Raw genomic sequence first — 26,024 nt, 5'->3', positions numbered from 1 at the left:
ATCCCGAATCGCTTGCAGAACAGGAAAGGCCCGCTGCTTTTTTTCTTAAAGACAGATTGAGCCGGACAAAATGCGGCTCGATGGTCATCTGGCTGAAATCTATCGTGTCGGAGCCCGGACCACCGTTAAAATGGGTGGCTTTCGGCTGCTTCAGAAGAAAAAGGTAGTCATCCCCTCCTCTGCTATTAAAGCTTTCCAGGGAACCTCTGGACACATAAATGTTCTCTTGATCATCACCGGAAAATTTTATCCTGCCCTTCCCGGTGTCCTCCAGGATAAAGTTCTTGACCGTTACACTATTTTTCAGGTCGATAGCCACACGATGACTGTCGGGTAAATCAAAGAGCAGTGTATTGGCACCGCTGCCGCCGTCCAGGACGGTACCATTTTGACAGCGGGCGTTAATAATGACCCGGTCGTTTCCGCCGCCCATGTAGACCTTGTCCAGCCCCCCCAAGGTGCTGAAAATATCCGTACCATTGCTGCCAAAGTAGGTATCATCTCCGGAAGACCCGGTCATCTGGCTGATCCCACTGAATAGGGTCTGGTGATAACGCCAGCTGCCTGTTTCCGTATTCCGCCATCGGGTCTGTGCGATCCCCGCCGTGACATTGACGGTCATCCCATCCAGTTCATACATTGTGGCAACCTTGAAGGTAAGAACCCTGATGTCTTGCCGCAGGCGCCGGATGCCATAAAGTAAAGAAAACTTGTCGTGTATCAGCTGATTGTGTCCTTCCCTGCCAGCGGTAACGGTGGTATCGCCCATGCCGACAATAAACTGGTTGTTGCCGCCCATATCCTGCAAAACGTCGCGCCCTCCCTTGCCAAGCAATATATTATCTGTGGAGGGATTGCCTGTGAGCCGATCATTGCCCGGACCACCGATAATGATGGGAACGCCAGAGTGTGCGTCTGAAGACAAGTCAAGCTGGACATCCGGTACAGTCATGGAGCTGTTGTACAGTCTGGAGGCTCCGCATAGCTTGAAGAGCCCCATTGTCCTCTGAAAGGTATGACGTACCTCCAGCATGCCCAGGCCAGCCTCCATTGGCTGATTGGGGAACAGTTCATGCCATTGTTTTGAGTACTGTTCTTTTCCTGATATCTGGTGACGGCCATGATGTTGTCTGCTGCCGTCGGCATCGGTTTTAACCAATTTTAAAGTCAGTGTGTGCTTTGCCGGGACAGAGAAAACCATCTCCCTGTCCTTGTCGAACGTGGCATGCGCCTTCTGGACGGGGGCTAAGCCTTCAAAGAGCACCTGCTGTTGGTTCGGCTTCAGGGTCAGCCTGCGTAAAAGACCACTACGGTGGCCGCAACTGGAAGAGTCGAAACGAATCTCAATCCCCAGCCTGAGATTATTGCTTTCCTCACTGCTAATGCGGTGCAGGCCGGCCCCCAGGTTTTTTCCTTCATTGGCAAGGATCTCCAGCTCAGTCTTGTCGCGCCATTGGCTGCGGCGGAATTCACCTAAAGGTTTTCCGGGGTAGCGATTCAAAAATGCCAGCATCTGCTCTTTTGAAAAGGGATAGATGTCCACTTTCCTGGTGACCTTGCAAGCACCTTTTCTTGAATCAAAATCGGTTAGGGTCGTGTTTTTCAGTTTCATCACATCCCCGTCAATGAACTGCCAGCGGCCCGTTTTGGCCAAATCCTCCCGATACCAGTGGCTATTTAAGTGCTTGACTGTGACCGGCGGGATGTCGGGGGTGTTAAAGTCCAGGGTGACGGTTTCATCGGGTTTCTGTTCGCTGAACACCAGGTCGATGCTCTCGCTGAACGGGTTGGCAGTCAGGCTGGCCAGCTGTCTGGGCTTCCGGGTGCACCGGACACCAAATCGTCCCCAGCGGATGACCAGGACTGGCCATTTTCCTGTCGAAGGTTCCTGAGGTTTGTGGACATAAAATTTTTGGTTAACAAGGTTGTTGCCACTCACCCTGATTGAGTCGGCATGAATGCCCGTATGAACCTCGTGGTGACCATCACCCAGTATCACGGCGTTAAAACCGCTTCTCAGCCAGATGGATGTCTTTCCGCCTTGAGTGGTGACCGTGTCGTTGCCAGCTCCGGCATCCAGGGTATTGGTGCCACCGGTGGCCATGAAAACCGTATTCTCGGAGTTTCCTTTGATCTTGTCGTTATGGGGGGAGTCCTGTATGACCTCGACACCGGTCACCACCTCCCCCTTCGACGGATCCCGATTGGTCATATCCAGCCAGAGATCTTTTTTTCGAAGCATGTAGGAAATAGTGTCTGTGCCGGGGCCGCCGTCCACAACATTTTGGTCGCTCAACACCGCCCGGTCATTGCCCTCCCCCAGTTTTATTACGTCTGTGCCATTGCTGGCATAGACAAAATCGTCACCACCTCGCGTATCCACTATGTTGTTGCTACTTTTATCGCCCCTGAGATAAATGCTTTCGCTCTGTTCGGTCCCGTAGACTTCTGAGCCGTCTTCGGAACCCACCAGATGCTCCATACTATAAACAGAGCCCTCGGTTCCCAGGAAGTCCAGGAGGGTGGCGAAGAATTTGATGGCCTTATTCGTTTTACTGGCCTTGAGCAGGCTGTCCTTTTTGAAAAACACCAGGGAACGGTCGGCTTTCATCACGAAAACGCCTGACTCCGTAAAATAGAGGTGGACTTGCTCTCCCGCGCTGCCGTACTGAGCTTTGCCGAGGTAAAAGTAAGACTGCGTACCGTAAATATCAGAAATTCGACTGACGCCTGGGTGAGTGCCGTAAGGTGTAACCTGCGCCATCAATTCCTTAGTCACCAATGACTTACCGCTAGTCCCTACCCCAAACACACCGAAAAAGGATTCGCCTTTTTCCTTTTCTTCGCGATCCGGATGGGTGCGCTTCAACTTCTGAAACTCGAGATAATCAGAAAAATGGTTACCCCAGACTCTGTTTTTCAAGTTAACCCAGAGTAATGGCTTAGAGTAACCATGAGCGTAGGTATACGTGTGATCAATGGGTCGTCCGGATGGGTGGCCATCAATCCTGAAGGTATTACGACCAATAGTGTACTGAGCCGAGAGTTTACCTTTTTGTATCTGGCTGAACAAAGAAAGCGAGAACCTGGGCAGGACAAGCGTATCATTTCCGGGTCCGCCAAAAAGGTGTGCGAAGCCTAACCCCGGCGAAAGGCGGTCATTACCTGTTCCACCGTGCTGTTCGACTGCGCCGAGCTTGTCAATGAGCAGGTCATTGCCCGAGTCGCCATGCTGGAATTTGCCATAATAAATCCGATCGTTTCCCGGCCCGCCATGGCCAATTCCACCGATCTTTGACAGGTAGAGGGTGTCGTCACCGTATCCCCCATAAGCCGTACCTGAGTGCCCAATCCAGATAACATCATTGCCACTGTCACCGTAAGCCGTACCTGACCTTTCAATCCGGATAATGTCGTTGCCACGGCCCCCGTAAGCAGTACCTGTCTTTTCAATCCGGATCACGTCATCGCCACTGTCCCCGTGACCTTCGCCTGACTCTTCAACCCGGATAATGTCATTGCCACTGCCCCCTCTTGCTATGCCTTTTTTCACAATCAGCAAGTCGTGGCCTAAACCGCCATAAAGCTCCCCCAGGTCAGTGATCAGGGTGTCATTGCCACCCAAACCAAAAAATCTCTTGTATCCTTTCCTGCCCTCTATGTAGTCCGACAGGTACGTCCCTGACCCGGATCGCCTTACGTTTTGCCTGTCAACAATGGCATACCATTTGTCTTCGTCGAAATCATCCAGAAGAAACCACATAGTGGAGAACCTCAATGTCTCGAGGTTCTCGTCATACTTACTCTGGTCAAGATAATTACTGGCATCGTCGAACAGCATAAACCGCCTGTAGCCGGCTTTCTCAAAGTGCTCCATCTGCTGATTAAGCTGTCCATTGAATTGCGGACTCTCCAATAAAGCGTTGAAATCCTCCTGGGCGGTGGGGGGTGGCAAAATGGCCTGCAGGGCCGTTTGCACGAAACCTAACAGCATACTGATCAGGTCCACAACAAGACCCAGCTTTGGAAAGATGACGTCCAGCGCCATACTCAGAACATCAAGGCCAATGGTAATGGCATCCAGGGCCGCCATGGTGCCATAAAGGGCCGCCCGTTTATGGCTGCCAGCCTTTCTTGCCGCGTGGGCGTTTGCGGCATTAGAGGCCAGTGACAGCATGCCAACTTCAAGAGAAATGACACCGCCTATAACGGGTAAAGTCCTGGCCACTATTCGCGACGATTTTGGACCCAGTTTTAACGCTACGCCCAGGGGGCCTACCGGATTGTTGGTCTTGACAAGGGTTTTGCTCAGCGCCCAGTTGGCGCTCATGGTAAGACCGTAGACCGAGTTGGTGATGCCCAGGCTCGTACTCGCATAAGCCGTGTTCCTGGCTTCAGCAGGCATCGAGTCGCCGTATTTTTCCAGGTTATTCAATGTCACCGAAGCCAGGGCAAGGCCAGCGATGGCATTCCCTGCGCCAACAGCCATCCTGCCCGTATTAAATTTTGTACTACGATCCAGCACATCCAGCGTGCGCATGAACTTCCCTTTCAAGCTTTTCGGCCCACCTCCTGACTTGCTGCCAGCCGGGCTATCAGGCTCGAAGTCATCCCCGCCGGTATGGTCTTCACGAAGCTTGAGGCTCTCCATAAATTCCGGGCTTGCAAGCAGCTGTTGCTTTACATAGCGGGTGTCGTCGGGACTGTACCCCGAATCATCGAGCAAGGTGACCAGCCGATCAATGATTTGCTCCGGTTTCAGCCCCTGCCTTTGCGCCAGTGTTTGTCGTAAGAGCTCAAGAAGCTTCTTGCGGAACGCCGGGCTGTCCATAATGTCTTCGGTGACCACCGCCGCAAAACGTCCTTGTTCCAGCAGCAGGAAGGCGTCTGCCAGCAACCCCTTGTCACCGGCACTCTGCCTGATATGGATGAAGCCATCACTGGCCTCAATGGCATCCAGATGACTGCTGCTCCGGTCTATCAGGGCCATCATGGTCCTGATCGGTCCGGAACCCTCGCACAGCACGCAGTCGGCATCGGGTAGCCTTGCTGCCTGACCGGCGGGCAAACCGGCCTTGTCCAGTGCCTGCAAGGTTCTCCGGAAATCACGCTCGCTGATATCAACCAGGTCACCCATCTGGCCAAAATCAATATCACGCCTGAGTGCGGCAACGCTGTCGGCCACGTTCTGGCGGATCTCCCTGGCCAGCAGGTAGGCTCCGGAAGAATCCTCCCGCTTCAGCCTGTCCGCCAGCCCGATAAAGCTGGTCAGACGTTCCAGCAGGCCGGAGAGTGCCAGCTTGCCTTCCTTAACAGTGAACTCGCTGACCAGCGACTCTGGTGACAGGTTTTCCACCCCTTTTGGCAATCTGACCCGCTTCTGTTGCAGGGCCAGGAATGTTTTTGTCTGATCCTCCGGTTTCTGTGCCTGGGCGGCCCGCAGCAAAGCCAATGCTGCCGCAGCGGTCAGCGGACTGTCAGCGCCGCCATTGCCCAGCACCAGTGTCCGTTGGGCAGGAATCAGGTAGGAGGCATCGGCGGTAATTGAGGGGTCGGTCAGCACCTGAATAGTCAGGTCGCCAGTGGTCAGTGAAAACGCCCTTTTCCCGGTCAGGTTCAGCAACCCGTTGAGCCGCTGATAAAGCCCGGTAGACATCTGTTCAGGCAGGGAACCCAGGGCGCTGACCTCTGCCACAAGTAACTCCCCGGCGATGGTTTCAGCCAGACCTGCCGGGATACCTGACTGCTGGGCATAGTTCAGGAATTCCCCGGCAAACCGCTGTCGGTTAACATCCTCCATCTTTTCAATCACGGTATTGACCTGGCCAGTACTGTCAATGTCCTTCAGTTCACTAAAAGCCTCATAATGACGCGCCAGCTGTGACAGGTAAGCCTGAGTGGTTGCCGTGTTTTTACCCGGATTAAGGGGTCGCTGTAACAGCCTCTTCAGGCCATCCTGCGACTTAGACGACATAAGCGGGAAAGGATTGCCCGGGCCCGCCGGGGTTATTTTCAGATAACGCCTTTTAACGTCCGCCATAACCGCATAGCGAGGGCTGCTGGCGAAGGTTTCAATGATCTGATCCTGCCCCGCTAAAGCCTGCACAGACCTTGGCTCTTTACCCTGGGCGTCCTGCTGTTGGTTAACAGGCAACTGGAACGGCTTTCCGACGCGCCGTCGCAGTGCCACCGCCTTACGGAATACGGTGTCCACATCTTGCTTCAGATTGGCCAGCAGGCCAGTGTCAAAAGACTCCCAGCCGAGTCCTTGGGCAACAAAAGTGCAGGCTTTTTCCAATGCGACGAGAGTGGATATATTCGTATTCTCTGTCGTATTTATCTCCAACCAAAGATCGATGTACATCAGTCTTGCGATTTCATCGATATCGCTGTCAGGCAGTATGGCCGTTACCGCATCGGTCACTCCCAAGTGTATCCGGCTGGCTGGCTGGCCGGTGTGACCCAGAACCTGCTCCATCTTCCAGTAGATAAAATGAACCAGCAGTGACTTCAGGTAAGTGCTGGCAACGACTGTTAGCCCGAAATGGTTTTTCGCGACCTCTATCTGTTGAGACAGGAAGTTTTCTGCCGCCACCCGACTTAACCCCAGCAGTCTGGCGTCGAGCAGGGATTCCATACCGGAACCGACACTCCAGAAGGCCCGGTAATCCACGTTGACCAGCTTAGAGTTGGGAGGCAAGGCAGTGTAGGAGGCAACGGTATTATCAGAGCCATCTGGAACCAGGGGCGCTGAGGATTGCTTATCATTGACGACCTTGTTGAAAAGATTGCTCTCACTGTCACTGACTTTAATGTTCCCGTTAGCGAGGCTGTCCTTTATTGCCTGAATCCTGGTTTTGTCATAAAGCTCTAAATAATCCACTGCCCGGCGGAAATCGGCTTCAGTACCTTCAGCTAACAGCAGGTTATGATAGCCATCGACCAGTTGCCGATAGAGGCTTGTGCCTGATGAGGGATTGTCAGCCACCGGGGTCAGGGCGTATTGACGGGTCAGCCCAAGGGGGCGCGACTCACCGTCAGGCACTGTCCCGGTGTTGATCCCGAACTGCTGCCGCACCAGCTGCCGCAAGGCTCTCAGCGGGCGCAAGGCTGCCAATGACCCATCACCACCTTCAAGGGCTTTCAACAGACTGGCGCCGATCAGGCTCGTCAGGGCGTCCCGGAAAATAAACGGCCTGCTCCTGTCCTTCGTGCCCAGCAATAACAGGGCGTGGGCACTGCTTTCCTCACTCACCTTGATACGGCTGTCCACCAACGGCCAGTGAGGTCTGGGGCTGATTCTTATTTTAAAAGGGCTATCATCGGCAATGCCCGCGTCCTTGACGGATTGCACCAGCGCCTGAAGAAGGCTCGATAGACGTGAATCATTCATCCCTCCGGCAATGAGCTGAATGTCGTTCTGTAATTGGTTTATGCCAATATGGCCGTTCCGTTGCAGCTTGCGATAAGGCTCCATGTGGACAACCAGCCTGATCGGCAAAAGGCGGTCCGGCCAGCCATCAGGAAGCTCGACGCGAAAGACCTGCTTGCGGTCGCCTTCGCTGTGAGTCAGGGAGTAACCGGGTCCCTGGTCGGAAAAAGCCAGGTCATCCCGGCGACCCAGCGTGAACGTCTTTTGCTTTTCTACAATCTGAACCTGGGCCTGGTGACGGCCCAAACCGGTATCGAGGTTGAAAGCCGGGGGCTCCCTGCCGGGTCCCGGAAGCAATGGCGGATTTTTTTGCAGGAGATCAAGCCATTCATTGGCCCTCAGGGCATCCGCCCGCAACCCGGCCAGATCTGTGGTGTCCAGATCCCTGAGCCGCCTGTGGAAAAAATACTCCGCCAGCAGTGACTCACCGTCGGTCAGGGATGATTTTTTGAGCAAATCAACAAGGGTGTCGTCCAGGTTGTCGGCCTGCTGCGGGGACAGCGATGACAGGGTGCGCTGGATCGCGTCCCGGTAATAGTTCGGATCGGTAACCGCAGGAGCCCACCCAAGCTCGGTTGCTAAAGCAGCGGCAACCTGCCGGCTGTCAGGTGACTCCTGCCTCAACAGTGCCAGCAAACCGCTAAGCTCATCCCCCGCCGGGGCGGACAGGGGGCCGTTCTGGCTGTCAATGGCAATGAGAGACTGGTCGCCCAGCCGGGTGACCGGTTGCCGCACGGTGCTGGTCAGGGCAAGGGTTTTCCGGCTCCCGGCGGTGACCGGCACATTACCATTGGAATCCCCAACCAGGGGAAGTTGTCCGGGGCCGCCCCATTCCTTGCGCACGGCCTGTGCGTCCGCAAGAATCCCTTCTGCACGGCTTAACCAGCTCAATAATCCCTTATGTTCTGCCGCTGTAAAGGTGATTCCCCGTCGATCTTTCAGGGCATCGGTCAACACCTCTTCAAGCTGCCCGGCGAGGTTGTTGATCCCGGTGAGAGCCTTCAGCTCAGTGAGAGCCTTCAGCTCAGTGAGAGCCTTCAGCTCAGTGAGAGCCTTCAGCTCACTGTCGTCGAGCACGGCTGTGACCACATCCGCCGGATCAGCCAGAACTGTGGGCTGCGAAATCACCATCCGCTGGCTGACCAGCCCACTCCAGGCTAGCTGCGTTAACAGCGAGCGGAGGTTTCCCAGCCCCGAACCACCAGCGTCAGATAACCGGTCAACCCGTTGGTTGCAATAGTACTGAACCCGCTGAAACAGTAGACGGGTTTCCTTATCCCCCACCAGCCGACCAAAGCCGGACAGCGGCTCAGCAATGGCTTTATAGGCAATCCGGACCCGCTGGCGGCTTTCTACAGTCGTTATTCCGCCCGCCGTGGTGACCGTCTGAACGGGGGCATGGGCTGATGCTGTGGCCAGCACGGGCTGCAGGCCGTACTGCTTACGAAGCTGGTTTTCCAATTGCAGCAGCGTCCGGTCACCGGTGATTTTGGCCCCCTGCAACCAGCTCATGGCGATGGCTGGTGACTTCGTCTGGTCAGTACTGGCCAGTGCTGCCCGACATAAATCCTTCAGGACAGAAGCCAGTGCCCCCAGGTAATTACTGGTGGAGCGGCGCTGTCCGGCCAGTACCGCCGGGTCAACTTGCAGCACCACAAGCCTGTTGCCACTGGTGTCCCCGCTGCCCCCGGAGCGATAGGGGATCACCCGCTCAGGAAGCGTCTTTTTGGCGAGCCTGACCACCAGCCTGAGATGATCGGGAGGCTTCATACCCGTCAGTAGCTGGCTGTCCAGCTCAGTCATAGTGGCGGGTTTGATGAAGCTGCCGGGAAATCCCAGGGCATTGACCAGACGCTGTCCTGCGGAGGAGGAAATAAAGACTCTCAGCTCTGACAAGAGCCGTTCGGCTTGATTCGACAGTGTCTGGCCGGAACGGTAGTCGGCAGGAAGGATCACGGCTATCCGGTCATCCGTGCCCGTCAGCGTCCGTAGCTCGGAACTGCCTGCTGACAGCCAGTGGCGGGCAGCGGCTAACTGATCTTTCAGCGATTCCTTCAGGTTGAGTTTGAACAGCCCGCTTCTACCTGACGCGGCGTTGTCCAGTTTCACGCCATAAACCGTCTGTCCATGGTCGTTTTTTTCCAGCACCGGAATAAAGGTTTTACCGTCACTGTCTTGAGTCCCGCAGCCGTCGACCCCACGTCGGCAGCGTTTGTTGTCACTCGCCTCAAGGTCTTCGATGACAACCGTCGGCTCGTTATCGCTATCGCCATTGCCATTGCTATTGCTGTCGCTGCCAGACTCAACCAGCCGGTAGGTCGATGACTCAAACCCGTCTGCATCGGCTACCTGGGCCTGCCAATCGGACGCTGTTTTAAGTGCGTCTACGTAGTCAATCAGTTCCCTCTGGTGAGGGGCCTGGTGAGTCAGGGCGTCCTTCAGTAATTTAATCTGCTGAGGCGTGAAAGCCTCCCTGAACAGGACTCTGTCACCATCAGGCAGGTTGCTGTCAAACTCGTACAGTGCTCTGACAAAGGTTTGAATACTCGGGTCATCCAGGCCCTCCTGAATCTTCTCAAAGAGCTCTTCAAGGCCCAATGAGAGTGATTCAGGCTTCTGATTGAACAGCCATGACAGCAATACCAGCGTCTGTTTCGTGTCTTCCAGACTGGTGGATGACCCAGCATGAAGTGCCGGTAAATCCCGGCTGTTGTCTCCAGGAAGGGTATTATCCCAGTCCAGCCCCGCAGACAGGGAAGCCCATTGCTGGACAGAATCAAAACCAATAGTGTCGCCCAGTTGACTCAGTCGATCAGCCCCCTCTGGCCAGGTAGACTGGAACAGCCGGGCATCAATAGCCTCTACACTCTTGGCCAGACCCATGGCGTAGAACTGGCTAACCACTTTGTTAAAGAATCTGTACCTCAGCAAAGGGTTATCCTTCATCCCAAGCTCAATCGTTACGGCGGCATCCCCCACCTGCAACCGGGACTCCTGCAGGGAAATATGGGGATTTAACTGCCAGTGGAGAGGCCGGCCCGCACTCAGGTCAAGCGAACCTTTTTTTTGGAGTCGTTGGCGATAGATTTCCGGTCCAAAGTCACTGAACGTTTTAATAAGCCACTGGACATCATGCTGGTAACGGTCGGGATGCAGCTTGGTATTCTGCATCGCTTGCCGGTACTGCCTGAGGTTGTAGCGCGTATCCAGAAACGACCCTGGAAACTGGCTACTGAAAGAACTGGCGGGCATTAGCACCCGTTGCCGATTCGGCTCCAGAGATGGCTCTCCAGTCACCGGCTCCAGGGAGCCAGCCTGCACAGGTATGACCCCCTCGTCAGTCTCCAGCCTGAAGCCATGACTTCCGTCTTCGAGTAATGTCAGACTCCTGATGCGAAACGCCGGCGGTGTCTCGGCCTGATCATCCAGACTGAACTGCTGATTCACTTCCGACAGCTGGATTCGGGTAAGGGCAAGGCCCAGCTGCTTGATATCGTCCTCCGGATACTGCAAGCGATATTGACCCAGCGTCGCCACCATTGCGGAACGCCGCGATTCCGGCAATGCGGTAAACTGCTGTGAAAACTGCGGCCAGTCGGCCTTACCCACCCTGGTCATCGCCAGTTCAAGAAATGCACGGGTCACCTCTGGATCATGGCCCAGCGAGTCCGGTTCCAAAGCCAGCCGGAGGCGGCTGCCCAGGTTATCGGGGGTTGCCGGGTTTCGGAGCAACAGGCGTTTGACCATGCCGCTTTGCCCCGGCAGGGCCAGATTCAGAAGATAACGGCCATCGGCGTTCCTGGAGACAGGTCGTGCGGCGCTGTCCTCTGACATTCGGCCAGTCCAGAGTTGCCGGTATTTTTGGTTACCACTCAAGGGCAGCGAGTAGTAATCCGGCAGCGTGCCGGGCAGCAGTCTGGCTCCGTTGGCAAGGCGATAATCCAGGGCCACCCCCAGCAGGTCTTTGATCCTGACGCCAGCCTGCAGGTCCGGGGCACCCGGCCGGGCAAGGTCAGTGAGCTTCGCTTCCAGTTCCTCAGTGGCCTGTTGCAGGCCAACACGATGAACGTAGTCACTGAGTAAGGCAATGGCACTGTCGGAAAGGCAGGTATGGATATAATCTGCCAGCCTGATCCCCGGAAACAGGGATTTCCCTTGGGGGTCATCCCTTGACAGCCGGTACAACAACAGGGTGAATAGCGACCTTAACTGAGCATGGATTGCCCTGTCTTCGCCTGAGGCCGGGGCAATAGTCTTCACCACCCGTTTGGCAGCCTTCAGGCTGGCCAGCAGCCGCTCCCCTTCAGGGCTGTCACTGTCAGCAAACAGGGCGGTGAACACCGGCCTGTCCAGATCCTCAAAGGGTAGCCTCAGAGTGATTCCGGTATCTGCCCCGTCGGTAATTGTTGGCCGGTCAATGGGCAGCCCTTCAGGGCCTGACCGGTCTGTAAAATACTCCTTGTAGAGCTCATCGTAATCTTTGTCATTGTCCGGCTGAGTCAACGTCGAGATTATTTTATCCAGCGCATAAAAATCGGCTGCCAGAGCAAGCCTGTGCGTGTCCAGGTCATCCGGGGACAGCGGGGCTGTTATCAATTGCAATCCCGGCTGACCTTCGGCACCAAGCCATTTCAGGGTCGTCAAAGGTGAGCCATTGATCTGTGTCTGGCTCTGCTGCACCGTGCTGTCCGATGCAGCAGGCCGGGAAACAAGGTCAGTGATTCTTTCGAGAATGATCAAGCCGGATGCGCTGTCCTTTTTTACCGTCCTGGTGTCGGCAAGCGCCACCAGGGGAGCCAGCCCCATTTGCTGGCGTACCCTGCTTTCAATGTCTTTATCGTCCGGGGCGGCAGGCTGACGGCTATCGCCCATGTCGTAGCCGGATTTAATCAGCTCAACAAACACTGGGATCAAACTGGACAAACGGACCTTTTGACTGGCATTGGGATCAATAATCACTTGTTTGTCAGCAGTTTCTGCGCCAGCCAGTGTTAACGAAACAACGATTTGCTGCTTGCCATCGCTTGCTTTTGGGGCATCAAAAATCAGGTACTGATAACGGCCAGGTATGAAACCCTCTTCGAGTTTGTTCAGGTAATCTTTGCCCAGCGGCGTTGCCAGGAAGTTCCTGATGGCATCGGGTAATATATGATAATTCGCCCCGGCATAACCGAAGTATTCAGGGGTCACCCTTAATATTATCCCCCTGCCAAGCGCGATACCGGGAAGGCGTCGATTTAAATCGACGCCAGTACGAAGCGTGTCAAGACCTGTGGCATCTATGATTGCATCCAGGCCTCTCATTAATGACGCGTGCTTTTTCTTCAGGGCCTGTTTCAGAAAACTGCAGCCACTCCCGATGGCCTGACGCAGAGTCAGCGCTGCCCGGTCATCCGGCAGGTTCCTGTGTGTCTTCACCAGTGCTGAGGCAAAGGTGTCCAGCTGTACCCTGACGTTTTGACGCTGGTAGTTCTGAATCCGTTGAAAAGCCTCTGCCAGACTGTTCTGATCGTACCGGGCGGACAACTCGGACAGAACCCGGGCGAAATCCTCAACCGATCCGGAAGCAAACTGCCAATTGTGATCAGTGCTGCCGATGCCATCCACAAACTGTGTGTACAGGGCATCCTGCTGGTCTGGAAAAATGGCCAGAGTCCGTTCTCTGGTCAGACCATAGCGACGGCCAGTCTTGATTGACGACAATCCCCAGATCGCCCGCAAGGCCTTTTGCGCCTGATGGAGCGCTGCCACATCGGGATGGTTTAACAGGGCTATTGCGAAAAGCTTGCCTATGGGGGTAGCTTCAGGAATAGCTTTGGAAATAGCTTTGGAAATAGCTTTGGAAATAGCTTTGGAAATAGCTTCAGGGTTATCTTGCGTCAGGTCTTTTATTCCCACTGTCAGGGTCAGCGGATGGTTATTCAGGTGACTCTGATACGGATACCATTGAGGATTAAGGACAATCGTTATTTCCTTAGACACACGACTCAGGGACATTCCGTAGCCAGACAGCATCTCTCCTGATTTCAGCACTCGTTTAATAAAACCTTTAGCTCTTTCACCAGAAACATAACCAGAAACATCACCAGAAACATCACCAGAAAACAGTTTCAGAAGTTTATTGAGTTCAGTGGGCAGATTAAGCTCTGCCAGCTGTTGCCAGCGGGCCTGACGGTCAGTGGTTGCCAAAGGAAGCGGTTGATCCCCGTTGGTTGTCCGCTGAAGATTCACGGACACAATTTTTTGCAACTGCGCCAGAGTGTCCCAGGCTGATCCTGACGACCCACCGGTTATTGCCCTGAGATTGGCAGTCAGCAGCAACCGGGCCAGCCGGTTCTGCCCGATTGTGCCCTGTGTTTTCTGCAGACGGTTGACGAAGGAGCGGATGACATGCTCCAGCTTTGCGTGGCTGAGTCGACCCAAACGGTCGAGGATGGACTGCCTGACCCAGCTCTGGTAATGCGAAGTTTCGGTTTCATGGCTGACCAGAGATAGGGCTTTTGTTAAAAAAATCTCGTCAACGTCAGGGTCTGCTCCCAGTAACCCCGGGTTCTGAACGGAGTTTATTACCGACATCGTGAAAAAGCCGGGAGGGGAAAAAGCCATCTTTTCGAGATTGGGCCAGAGTTTTCGAACCTCGATGGTACCGAGGAAATGGATTTGCCCCCCGTCATCGACATAATAAGTGACGCCATGTCTTGAGGGTGGATTTATGACATCTATGTAACCCAGCTTCGGTTTTTTGTTCTCGCCCCGGGATAATTCGAAAAAATCTGAGCCATGATCAGAAGGGATAATCATCTTCCCATGTTCGACACGATGATCCAACAGGTCGGCGAACAGCAAGGTTAACCTGACTTGCAATCGCTGTTTGGGGACTTTCCACGCCCTGCCAAACCCTTCCGCCTCAGATCCCAGCTTAGCCAGATCATTGACCGTTTCCTGCATCAACGAAGTAAAGGCCTTCCAGCTGTAATTCTGGATGGCTGACTTAAGTTGGTTGGCCTCCAAATCAGAGAGGGCAGTCATTAAAAGATCAGCGGTACCCAGTCTCAATAATCCTCTGATTTTACTGATAGGGGTACCTTCAAGACTCATTTTACCCCTCATAAAATCGTCGGTTGAACTGTCTAATGCCTGCTTGTACAAATGCAGGGTAAACATGGATTTGAGCATGTCAGAATTCAGGTTCAGTTTTTCTGAAATGACAGAGGCCTTATACTGGCTCCCCTGAAAAACGTGCCTTAATGTGTCATGTTGATCCGAAACCATAAGATCGGGAATATAGGAGGTTATATCCCCAATCAAACTAAGATCGACCCCAATATTGACATGAATACGATAAGGGGGTACCTGTGCTCCTGCCGCTACCGCTTCCCCCATCATGTCAGGCAACAATGAAACTCGAATGTCTTTATATTTATAAACATTCATTAACTTGAAATTTTCTAAATTACCTTCGGGGTTACTGCCAAGCAGCCCATCATTATAAGCCTTAACCAAATCGCCTACGGTAAAACCACCTTTAGGTATTCTTGCTAAAACAGAAACCAGCGTATTGGTCGCAAGAAATAAATCCGAGGATTCACTGAGATAAGCGGAGAGAGGTTGGGGACCGGTAATGATTTCAATGATAGCGCGACTTTCATGGCTATCAGTAGACAGGATAATATTAGGAAATTCAGTGTTAATAGCATCAGGATCTGATTTAGTGAATGCCAGCTCTACCCTCGGTGCAGTATCCACACGTGTGATGAGATTCTCTATTTCAAGGCCGGTCCGCGGATAAACGTCCCTGGGGATAACTGCAATGGTTTTCTTTTCTGGTAATGCCTTAATGCCAAATTTGTGCAGCATTTTTTTGCGAACGGTTTCATAATCTCTGCGGATTCCTTTCAGCAGACTGGATGCAACCACATAACGAACTATCAGGCCTGATAAGGTGCGATATTGTTCAGCCTCTATTTGTCCTTTGATGAAATACTGGCTCGGATCCACTTTCAGGACGCAACCGGCATTTTTAAATAGAACCGGCTCCGGCGTTTTTGTAGCGGATGAATCAGGAGGAGTAACAACCAGTAATAGCCGGACAGATTCGGGTATTTTGACCTGGCCGAAGCCGGCACCGGCAGAACCATCAACAACCCCCTGATCCACCAGCGCCTGAAGGTTGCCAAAGACCTGGCTCCGATCTTTCGCCAGAGCGCCGGAAAAAACCTTGAATTCAGGGATGGTGCTGAGCCATCGAAGGGTTTTGATAATATTACTGTGTACTGAAAACAGGTGATCGGAAGGAGCATTCTGTTCAAGAACATATTTAATAAACCGGGCAGAAAACAAGATCGCGACCTTCGTCTGCGAACCTTTATCGCCATAGGAGCCCGGTGCCACTTCACTGATAATTCCGGGACTGTTCTTCCTTATTCCTTTGCTATAAACGCCCATGTAATGAGAAGGCGTTGTGCCAGTGTACGGAGTTTTGTCTAGCGGATTTTCCATATCACCCAGACCTGACAATAAACTGCTCCTGTCTTCGGAGGATAAATCGGAGCTGGTTAATCGTTGTTTCAATATCTGGTATTGCGATGCCCGCAACTGCAGCGCCGACCGCAGTTGTGAATCCTGCATCTCTTTCCAGGAATCTGTGTGTACCTTAACCAGACCTTTTACAAAATTATTAACAGCGATCGCCGGATTCATGGCAATGTGGCTCATAACGTTTCCGACCGAATCGCCGATTTTCCCTTCGAAAGACAGTGCCTCCAGAGCCCGCTGAAAATCCTCTACAGAACCCTCGGCAAACTTAAGATCATGGTTCTTACTGTCAAGGACCAGCACCCGGTAAAGCGAATCGCCATTTTCCGGTAATTGCCGCAATGTCAGAGCATTATCAAAACCGTATTCACCCTCAGGATCATGATGGTATTCCGTATGCCATATCGCCATAGCCCCGAGTAGATCGCGGGCATTTGGAAATACTGCTCGCATTCGCAGGCATAGGGCCATCCCGTAGGATTGGGTGAGCACCCGGGCCAGGCGGGCGTCAGACGCCTCTTCTGTTACATCCTTCACTCCAACCCGGACGATGATCGGCTGATCTACTTGCCATAGCCGGACCGTTACACGACTGTCCTCGATCAATAGGTCCGGTTCCAGACGAATATCCGGGTTCGGCTTTTTAACCTCAAAGTCAGTCTCTATCTCCCATCTGCGCCAGTCCAAAAGGGTATCGATAAATTGATTAGGTTTGTCGAAATAACGAAGCAAACGCCCCAGTTTTTTTGGCAGTCCATTCAGTTTCAACAGCTCACGCACCTGAGAGCGATAGGTACGGTCCTGAATGGTCGAGACATAAAGTGGCGAACGAGCCCCCAGAGTGACTCGATAATACAAGCCACGATAGTCATCCTTGTCCATGGGCATCACAGGATCCAGGGTAATCGTGCGTGCGTAATCTCCCGAATGATCGAGCTGGACGACAAAGCTTTTTTCTTCGGGGGCCCGGACGAATAATTCTGCGATCAGGAACTTCTCCTGGTGATCGGGTTCGTGACCCGTGTCCAGGGCCTCCACTGCGTTGCTTGCCAGACGAACCAAAAGTCTTCTTATCAGATTCCGGAGAGCCTCAGGCTCCGTGTCCATGTTAATGACTTCATTGGCCAGTGTGACGATATCAGCCATCGACAGTCGGGATATTTTTTCAGCAAACTGCTTTCCTAACAGTAAGTCTGAATGCCGGGAATAGGCTGACTCAATGGTATTAATCAGCGTCTGGGCATTACGGACCCCCAACGGCCCTGAGGACTGAAGCATAAACAGGTTATTGCGCAAATTATCCGGAAAAACCGGGCTGTTACTTTCTGGCATGTCCAGCAGAACATAAGTTACGCCCGAAGGGTCGGTGACAACAGGCAGGTGTTTGTTGTCATCAAAAGCCTCTCTATTAACCAGGGACACAGGACCCGAAAAGCTGACAGTTCCATAGGGATAGTGCTTCACCCTTTTATCGATCCCAAGGGAAAGTGTTTTTTGCAGCAACTGTCTCCTTTCCCCGGCGTTCAGTCTCGATACTTTTGCTTCGTCTGCTTTGTCCGCCAGAAAGTGACCCAATAACTTTTTCAGAGACTTGATATACCCCTGGCTCAAGTTGGAAAAGTCATTCAGTTTCCGTTGGTTATGGAGAGCATTCAGCTCCTCTTTTGTCAATACCGAAGCCATCAGGTCAAGGCTGGAGACCCGGAACGGATCTATGTCATTGGCATCAGGTGCCAAAATGTCCTGCAAAGACCCAAGTAGCAGGCGGGTAAACAGTGCTGCCATGGCATCGGATGGCGACTTTGTGACTCCCATGGCCAGCAGATACCCCTCCTGCTGGATCCGGGCAAAATTCTCTTGCGCCAGGGGATCGCCATAGGCCAGCTGACCAACTCCGGAATATGGGTCACCGATTGAGTCTGCGCGGACAAAGACGCTCATCTGACGCTTTTCGTCTGGCTGAGGCTTTTCGTCTGGCTGTGGCCTTTCTTCTGGAGCAAGAGGAAGCGCGACATCGGCAACCGGCAAAGGCATTAACCGGTGAGAAAGATCATCACCGGTGTTTTGATACAGTCGACGGTTGTAATCCTCAATCAGGTCGGAGAGTTTCTGCCTGCCATTGTTTTCAAAAATCGTTTCAAGCAGTAAGCGTCTGGCCTGCTCGAAATGACGGTCATTCTTACCCAGGTGGGCGTAATCCCTGCCGGGGGGCAAAGCGGGCAAATTCTGGAGTTTTTTCACCAGCCCTTCTGCAACCGGAAGCTGGCGGGCTATTACCTGCCCCTGTTCGTCTTTCTCAAGCACCAGCTTGACGCGACGGTCTGACTGTGACCAGAGGATATTGCCTTCAGCAGGTTGGGAGCCGTCAGCAGGTGGGGAGCCGTCAGCAGGTGGGGAGCCGTCAGCAGGTGGGGAGCCGTCAGCAGGTGGGGAGCCGTCAGCAGGTGGGGAGCCGTCAGCAGGTGGGGAGCCGTCAGCAGGTGGGGAGCCGTCAGCAGGTAAAAAGCCGGTCCATTTACGGCCAATCGTATCCACTGCCACCAGTGCATTACGGGCAGTGATGCGCTCTGTCCGGACTTCACTAAACAGTGTTCTGGCGAACGCTTCCACAGGGTAATGCTCCCCGCCGGCATCAGCACCACACCCCACCAGGCTGACCGTCCTGACAAACCGCCCGCCGGTTATGCGCTCAAACACTTCGGCCAGTTGCTCAGCCGTCTTCCCGCCCAGAAGAAACCTGTCGGAACCGGTCTTTTCATCCTGATCCTTAGTACCATGACCAACAACAATAATACGTGTGTAGTCTGTAATAAAACCGGCTTGCAATTTCTCGGGGTCAATGGCATCACCTGTCTTCGGATCAACCAGGGAGCCATCAGACTTCAGTCGTATAAGACGGCTGAAATCGGGCTGGTACTTATCTCTCAGGTATGCGCTGGCCCTGGCTTCATTGTCGCTGTTACCGAGTTGGAGAATAATCTGGTTTTTATAACGGCTGTTTTGCTCGGCGATCAGCTCATAACGCACAATTTTATTACCAGCGACAACCCAGCTACTGGACTGTTCATCCGTATCAAAACCCACCAAATCAATCCTTGCCAGTGGGTTAATTTGCGTGAAATAGCGTGCTGGTTTGTAATCAAAAAAATCCTCTTCTGGAAGAAGATCAATAAGATAGCTTCTGATGACGTGAACAATCACACCCGGTCCGGATAGCTGCAACGTCGATCCAGATCCAACAAGTACTCCATCACTCCGATAGTGAATTAAACTTTTGGCAAAGGCTTCATTGATGTCCAATTCATTGACAATTGACTCTACCATTCGCTTAATTTTATCGACATCGATACTGTAGTCAGAAAATTTTTCCGGGTCGTCTATCCCCAGCCGTTCAATCAATTGTTGACGCCTTATTATTTCTCGCTTAACGGCCTTGAGAACTTCACTGTCTGGCGGCGCAATAATAAGGTTGTTGTTGTTATGGATTTTTTCTTTAAATTCTAACGCTATTTCCATTGAGCCAGGAATAGCCCTGACTGAGCCCGGAAAAATAAAAAGAGGCTCTTTCTTATGATTAACGATGGCTTCTTTGGCAGCCTTAAAAAATTCAGGGTATCTTTCTTTTAATATGTCATAATGTCTCCGTATTTCTGGATCGGGTGTTCTGTTAAAAAACAGTTGCTCCGGCCCTGGCTCACCAAAATATTCCATAATGATATGGTTAATTACATGACTCACTTTTCCTGAATATAAAATATCATCCGGAATTTCAATGTCTTTAAACACTTTCGCATTGTAATGAGGCAGTGTGTCGACATCCAAATAGACACCGCCCTTTTTCTTAATCAGCAATTCCACTCTTATCAAATCAGCGGCTGCGGCGAAAACCCCCCTCTTGGCAACTTCTTTCAAGTACCACTCTTTCATGCTGGCATCGCCTGACTGCCAGAGTTGATTGATATCTGCCAGCGTGAATCCCGCGGGTCCGGGGTTGCCCCGGAGCTCGGTCAACTCTTTGGCGAGATCAGTGAACTCCTGCTGACTTTGCCTTTGTATTTGTGTTAACTCTTCTTGATCCATCCCCAGGTGGTTGACTAAAAATGTCTTCGCCATGTCGTCAAAGGTTTTGCCCTGGGCGATGCCTTTTTTTATAGTGCTGTAGGCCAGGTCCTGCAGATGATACAAACGTTTCAAAAATTCCTCGTTGGCTTTTCTACGCACCAGGAATGACTCGGCTATTTTCTCATTGGCAACAGCCTTATATATTTCCCGGGTAAGCATGGGCGCCAGAAATGCCTGTGGGTCGTACCAGAGCGTTTGCGACCAGGAGGGAACCATCTTGCTCCAGATCCTGAGATGGTCTTTAACCCCTTCGTTGAGACGACCAATCCAGATAAAGTTAAGCTGTTCAGGAACCTCCACCAACGCATCCAGCAGGTACTGGTTTATGGCGGCAGCCAAATGGGAGGCTGCTGGTTCTCCACTCAGAATTGCGGGCAGGTTTTTCTGCATCCGGTAGACGAGCATGTACTTTTTCAGGGCATTCAGAGAACTTTCACTTCCTTCCTGGCGAAGTTGGTCAAATTCTGCAATTTTCGTCTCCAATGCTTCTAAATCATTCGATTTGAGAACACCCTGCAGACCCGGCTTCAAACGGTGCCTGAACATCCCCTGAGTCGGCACCAGGTCATCGGGACTGTCGACGGGCCCCAGTAACCCGCTGTCCTGTGATAACACTGAGGGCAGCTGCCGGAGTCCAGTGCTACCTTCAGCCAAGGTGTCTTTTTCAGACCAGCGTTCGACAGTGATTTCACCGTCACTCTTACGACGCGCTTTCAGCTTGTCAGATTTGTCGGCCAGTGACCAGGTGACCGGATCTGTGTCAGAAGATACCTGGCCAACCCACAGGCGCCCCCAGATATCGACTCTCAAAAGACCGTCACGGGCAGTCACTGCCGAGGTTTTGGTTAGTTTCAGGGTGTCTTTCAGGTATTTGGTTACAAGCCCATTGTCGTCAATACCAGAGCCAACCAGGTTAATGGTTTTAACCGGGGTATCACCGGTCAATTCATTGATTTTTTTTGACAGTTCTGATGCGGTTTGACCGCTCAGGGTAAATTCCCCGTCCCCAGAGTCACCCAGACCTACCACATGAATTCGGCTTTCACTGTCCAGAAATCTGCCAATATCGGCTTTGTTGACCTTTGCGCCTGTCTCTCCATCTGACCAATCATTGCTACCAATAACCAGCCAACGGATTGAACGATAACTACCTCCTGCTGGTTGACCAATGTTGTATTTTTGAAACAGATAACGGCTGGCCTTGGCAATCGAGTTATCACCAGACTCCATCTGGATAACCAGTTGTTGGCTGTATTGGCTCCTGCTCTTTAGACGGGTGTCAGTATCGACTGCGATATCTTTTTCATGCTCCCAGACAGCCAGAGCTTCGCTGGCAATCGTATAGTGTTCGCTGGCAGACAATTCAGGAATATCCAGCGAATCTCTGGGGTCTTCAGTCCAACCCATTACACTATTGCTTTCCGCCAGTGCATCATTACCACTCAGTATTTGATTGCTGTGGTCAAACTCTGATATACCCCCGAGTCGATAACCCGCCAATAACGGTAAAGCCAACCCTTTCTCAATGAAAAACGTTCTTGTATCCTGGATAGCTTTCCAATCTGTCACGTCGAACAACTTATATTGATCAATCGTCTGATACGCTATTAAAAGACGACCTTGGACCACCTTCATGGTCGGGCTGCCCGGTAATGCTGCGAAGAATGCACTGGGGGCGGATTTTGATGGCAGGTAGATCTCACTGGGAATGAGTTTAACTTTTCCCAAGGGCTCAAACAGTTGCGAGGGATCAGATTTCGTCAGGATCCGCTCAATATCGCCTTTAAACCTGGGGTATTTTCTACCGAGCCAGGCGAGATCCTCTGAAACCTTCTGTGTTATGGCAGGATCCTGTTCATCGGGAAGGAAATCCCTGCCGAACTTTTGGATGACAAGCTGTATCTGTGCCATCCGTATCCTGTCCAAATCTGTTCTTTCGAGGCCTGAAAGGTCAATATCCTTGAAAAGATCCTCATTAATGGTAGGCGAAAGGTTCGTGTTAGAATAAACGCCACCGAGAGCGCCAATCACTCTGGTATTCACCAGTGCAATGGCTGCTGACCGATTGCCACGTAACCCCAGCTCCCTGAGATAGTTCTTTTCGGCCTCATCACCCATTTTCCCGAAGGCATCGGTCCAGACCGTCTTAATATTCTTGTAGGAAAACTTCGCCCCGGGATAAGAAGACTCTATCTTCTGTTTAAATTGCTTATAGGCGTTCTTCAATTCGGATTTTTTCGCATCAATATCCGATGATTTATGGTTGAGATGATTTACCAGAAAATTTTTCACCGCCAGATCAAATCCCTGGCCCTGCTCCATATCCGAGGCTATGGATTTCCAGGCCTGATCTTGCAGCTTCATGAATCCTTTCGTTAAATCCGATTCAAAATTAGACGGATCACCGAGATCAGATTGACTGGTCAATTTATTAGTCACTGCTTTTTTGAGAGCTTCGGAAAGCAGAGTGGTGAGCAGTGCGTCTTCGTCATACCAGAGGTTTATCTGCAAATTGGACTGGGCATTGGCCGCAATCCATAACCGGATATTGTTCAGCTCCGCAACGGTGGGGACGATGCTGACAAAATGCAGCTTTTCAGGGACTAGCTTAACGGTGACACCTAACCAGTGATGGAAGCTTCTAGCCAGTTTCACAAATTTTTTGCTGGCTTCACTTCCCATCGGGTAATTCCTGACCAGCTCGATGAGTTTTGCGTGAACATTGACTGCTAAAGCAAAGGTTGATGGAGAATTCGCACGACGATAGCTATCAAACCTCTTAAAAGCCTTGAGCAGGTCTTCAAAACGTATGTTGAAGACTGCATTCGTGGAGCGTTGATGGTGTATTAACGGCGCAAATTCCCTATAGAACAAGCTAGCGTCAGGAATCAGTCGATTCAATAATTCGAAGTCTGAATCTGCAACAGGAGCAGAAGCAGCAGGTTCAGAATCAGAACGGCGAACCCTGCGCCCTGCCGCCGATCTGGTAAGTGCGGGATAGTGGTGCCACAGGGACGGTGGCAGAAGACCCTCATCTGTGGTTATTGTGCCAATGGCAGCCAGTTGCAGACGATAAGTGCCGTTGCTGTCAGGCTCTGCTGTCAGTTGCAGATGACGCCCCAGGGAGCCGTATCCGGTCACCGCCAGAGGCACGGATTTTCCGGTGTCTGTCGCTGTCGTTTGATTAAACCTTAGCTGCACTGGCAGGGTTTGTTTGAGCATTACCTGACGATGGTTTACTACTGGTAACGGCAGTCTGTCCTGTTCGGGATAGTGCTCGGGATAGTGCTCGGGATAGTGCCGTGGCAAACCCAGTTCATTACGAATCCGGTTTTTAGCCGCATTGGTATCTTCTTCTGGCGCCAGCCCGAGCGCCAGCCGCAATGCCTCACCCAGCTGGTAAAAAAACGAAAGATGGCCTGACAGCCACCCGGAACCGTAGGGCAAGTCCCCCTCATCCGGATCAAAAGGGATCAGCGTGAAGGTGCCGTTATTGACTGTCTGGTTAATGGGGGCAAGGTCTGTCCCGTTATTTCGGGCAAGGTCTGTCCCATTGTTATTCAAGGCAAGATCATGAACGGTGTCATTTTCCATACCATGACGGATGGGCAGGTAGGTCAGCGGGCCGGACTTACTGCCGTGGAAATCACCATTGCGACCGGGGATAATTAAACTGACATATTCTCCGGGGATCGTCCTGTTGCGCTCATCGAGGGGTATTTTCAGTAAACCCTGGTCGTGTATGTCGCCAAGAGTGTCAGGTCTTACAGGAGTTGTTGCGTTGCCGGACAGCATCCGTAACGCGTCGGTGTTGTTCAACCGATGTCTGAACAAGTCGCTGGCATCTACCAGTTGCCACAGGTCACTGGCGAGGGTCTGGTTACTGGAACTGGCCAGATAGTCCGGCGTCAGGTAGACCCCTACCCTGTCACCCAGAGCCTTGAGGGTAAGGAATCTGCCCCGAACGCTGCTGCTGGTAGCGTTATTTAAGAGCGGCGCCTGCTCCGGCTCCAACAGGCCATCGTATTCATTTTGTTGTGCCTCATCTTTTTTCTTCAGTCGCTGAAGGTTTGCCAGAGCCAGGCTGTCGGGGTCTCTGGCAGTCAGCCAGTTCAGACTGGCATCAAGTGCCCTGCGGAAAAACCATTGTTCACTGCGCAGAGGTTGTTCGCCATAAACGGTGACAATAGCCTTGAGCAAATCCGCCATTTCTCCAGCTGTGCGGTTACTTTCTGTTGACGATTGCCAGTCTTCCATAACGCCGGCAAGTGCTGGTGCCAGCCCGTCACCTTGATAAAGCTCCCGGACAGCCTCAACAAAGTCTTCCGCAGTGCCGCCCCGCTTCCTGAGGTCATGGCGTTGGCCCGATACCAGTTGCCGATAAAGGTCTCCCGACTCCGGTGGCCATTGCCGGGCCTGGTAACGTTCATCAAGCCCATAGTGCGGTTGCAGTGCTTCCAGCCTGTTGCCAGTGATGCCCCAAAGCTGTTCAATACCCGTCACAGCCACGGCATTGTCGGTCAGGGTTTTTCGCCATGCAGGCACCAGCAGGGACGACAGTCCACGCCCAAGAGCCTCGTCAGAATGATCGGAAAAGTCGGCGGCTCCCAGACGAATCAGTGGCCGACTGTCGTTTGTAAAAGTTGCCTCACTGTCAATAAATAATCGGTCGGACTCTGCCTTGATAAGCGGGACCTTATGATCCGGGCCACCCGGATCACTGGCAATCTGAAGCCCGTAAAGAAAGGTCAGCAACTGCCGGTTAAAACCACCGTGTAGAAACAGTCCTGCCAATTTATCAAGGTTTAAAACCAGTCGCTGGAGCGTTTGTGCCGGATCCTTGTAATCCAGCGAACGATAGTCTTGGGCATCAAGAGTGATGTCCACCAGCCTCAGTGGCGGAGCGCCGTCGCCCTGGGGATATACCCTGACCGCTATTTCCGTGCCGTTAACCTGGGTGCGGTAACCCTTGCCAAAAGCAGGGCAGGTTATTGTCTCGTCGATGCGCAAAAGCGGCGCGACGGGCGTGAAGGAAGAATAACTGTCAGGCACGAGCCTGGTGACATTGCCTGTCGAAGAGATCTCCTCGTCCCGGAGCCAGTCAAGTGTTTGACCAAGGTCGTTTTTAGAATGCCAGTGCCTGGCTTGCAGTTCGGCACTTAGAGGGGTTGGCGACTGCTCAAAGTTTTTTGGGGCATTGAACAGATCGGGAAGCAAAGACTCCAGCCAATAGAGTGAAGTCGGGGATACTTTCTGATTCAACCATTTGGCAGCCAGCGTTTCCGAAATAAAGTCGAGCTGTGTTTGAGCGGCTATAGCGGAAACCCCATCATCCGTCTGGCTGATGGGGGACGGGATTAAACTGCCACCATTTTCTGTGGAACCATACTGGCGCACCTGAAATTCTGACCAGAAGTTTTTGGGGTCACAGGCTTCATAAACGACCATTGCCATGTTATTCAGCAACATGGCGACAAGCCGGTCAGTTCCGGGAGCATCGGCTATACCGGCAGGTTTGCCCGAAGCCTGGGGCAATGATGACGGATTGATGGCCGATTGCCCGATTAACAATGTCACGCCATCGTCGTCATAATAGATATTCTGCCCCGGCAAATCAGGGTCAGACAGGATAATATTGATATTCCGATGTAGGTAGTGAGGAAAAAAACCGGACTGCTCGATTAACCAGAAGGCTCGGTCAATGGCTGTCCTGACAGTAATAATGTGTTCTGGCGTGGCAAACACCGACTCCGTGCTAGCCGGGTTCGTCGACAGTCGGATGGTAAAGGTATCGGTATTAACAATGGCCGAGTAAAACCAGCCATCGCTGGTATCCAGCCACTGTCTTTTGGGAGCAGGATCGAGAGGATTGGTATCGGTCAGATTAGCAGACATACGGGAAGCTCTCCGTAACTAGGAGCCTGACCGAGAATAG

The 26,024-nt window shown here is 52.5% G+C and carries 1 protein-coding gene (only partly in view); it reads right to left on the bottom strand.

Features of this window, described 5'->3' with window-relative positions; translation table 11 throughout:
* Positions 1–25,984, bottom strand: partial view of a TcdA/TcdB catalytic glycosyltransferase domain-containing protein gene (locus K7B67_RS02310; protein ID WP_252178760.1) — the 5' portion only. 2,384 nt of this gene lie to the left of the window's left edge; the window shows 25,984 of its 28,368 coding nt (coding positions 1–25,984); the start codon lies at positions 25,982–25,984; its stop codon lies beyond the left edge, outside the window.
* Positions 25,985–26,024 lie beyond the last annotated feature (40 nt).

This window comes from Endozoicomonas sp. 4G (genome assembly GCF_023822025.1).
Classification (GTDB): Bacteria; Pseudomonadota; Gammaproteobacteria; order Pseudomonadales; family Endozoicomonadaceae; genus Endozoicomonas_A.
Note: the sequence above shows the minus strand (reverse complement) of the source record. Positions and strands in the feature narration are given on the sequence as shown.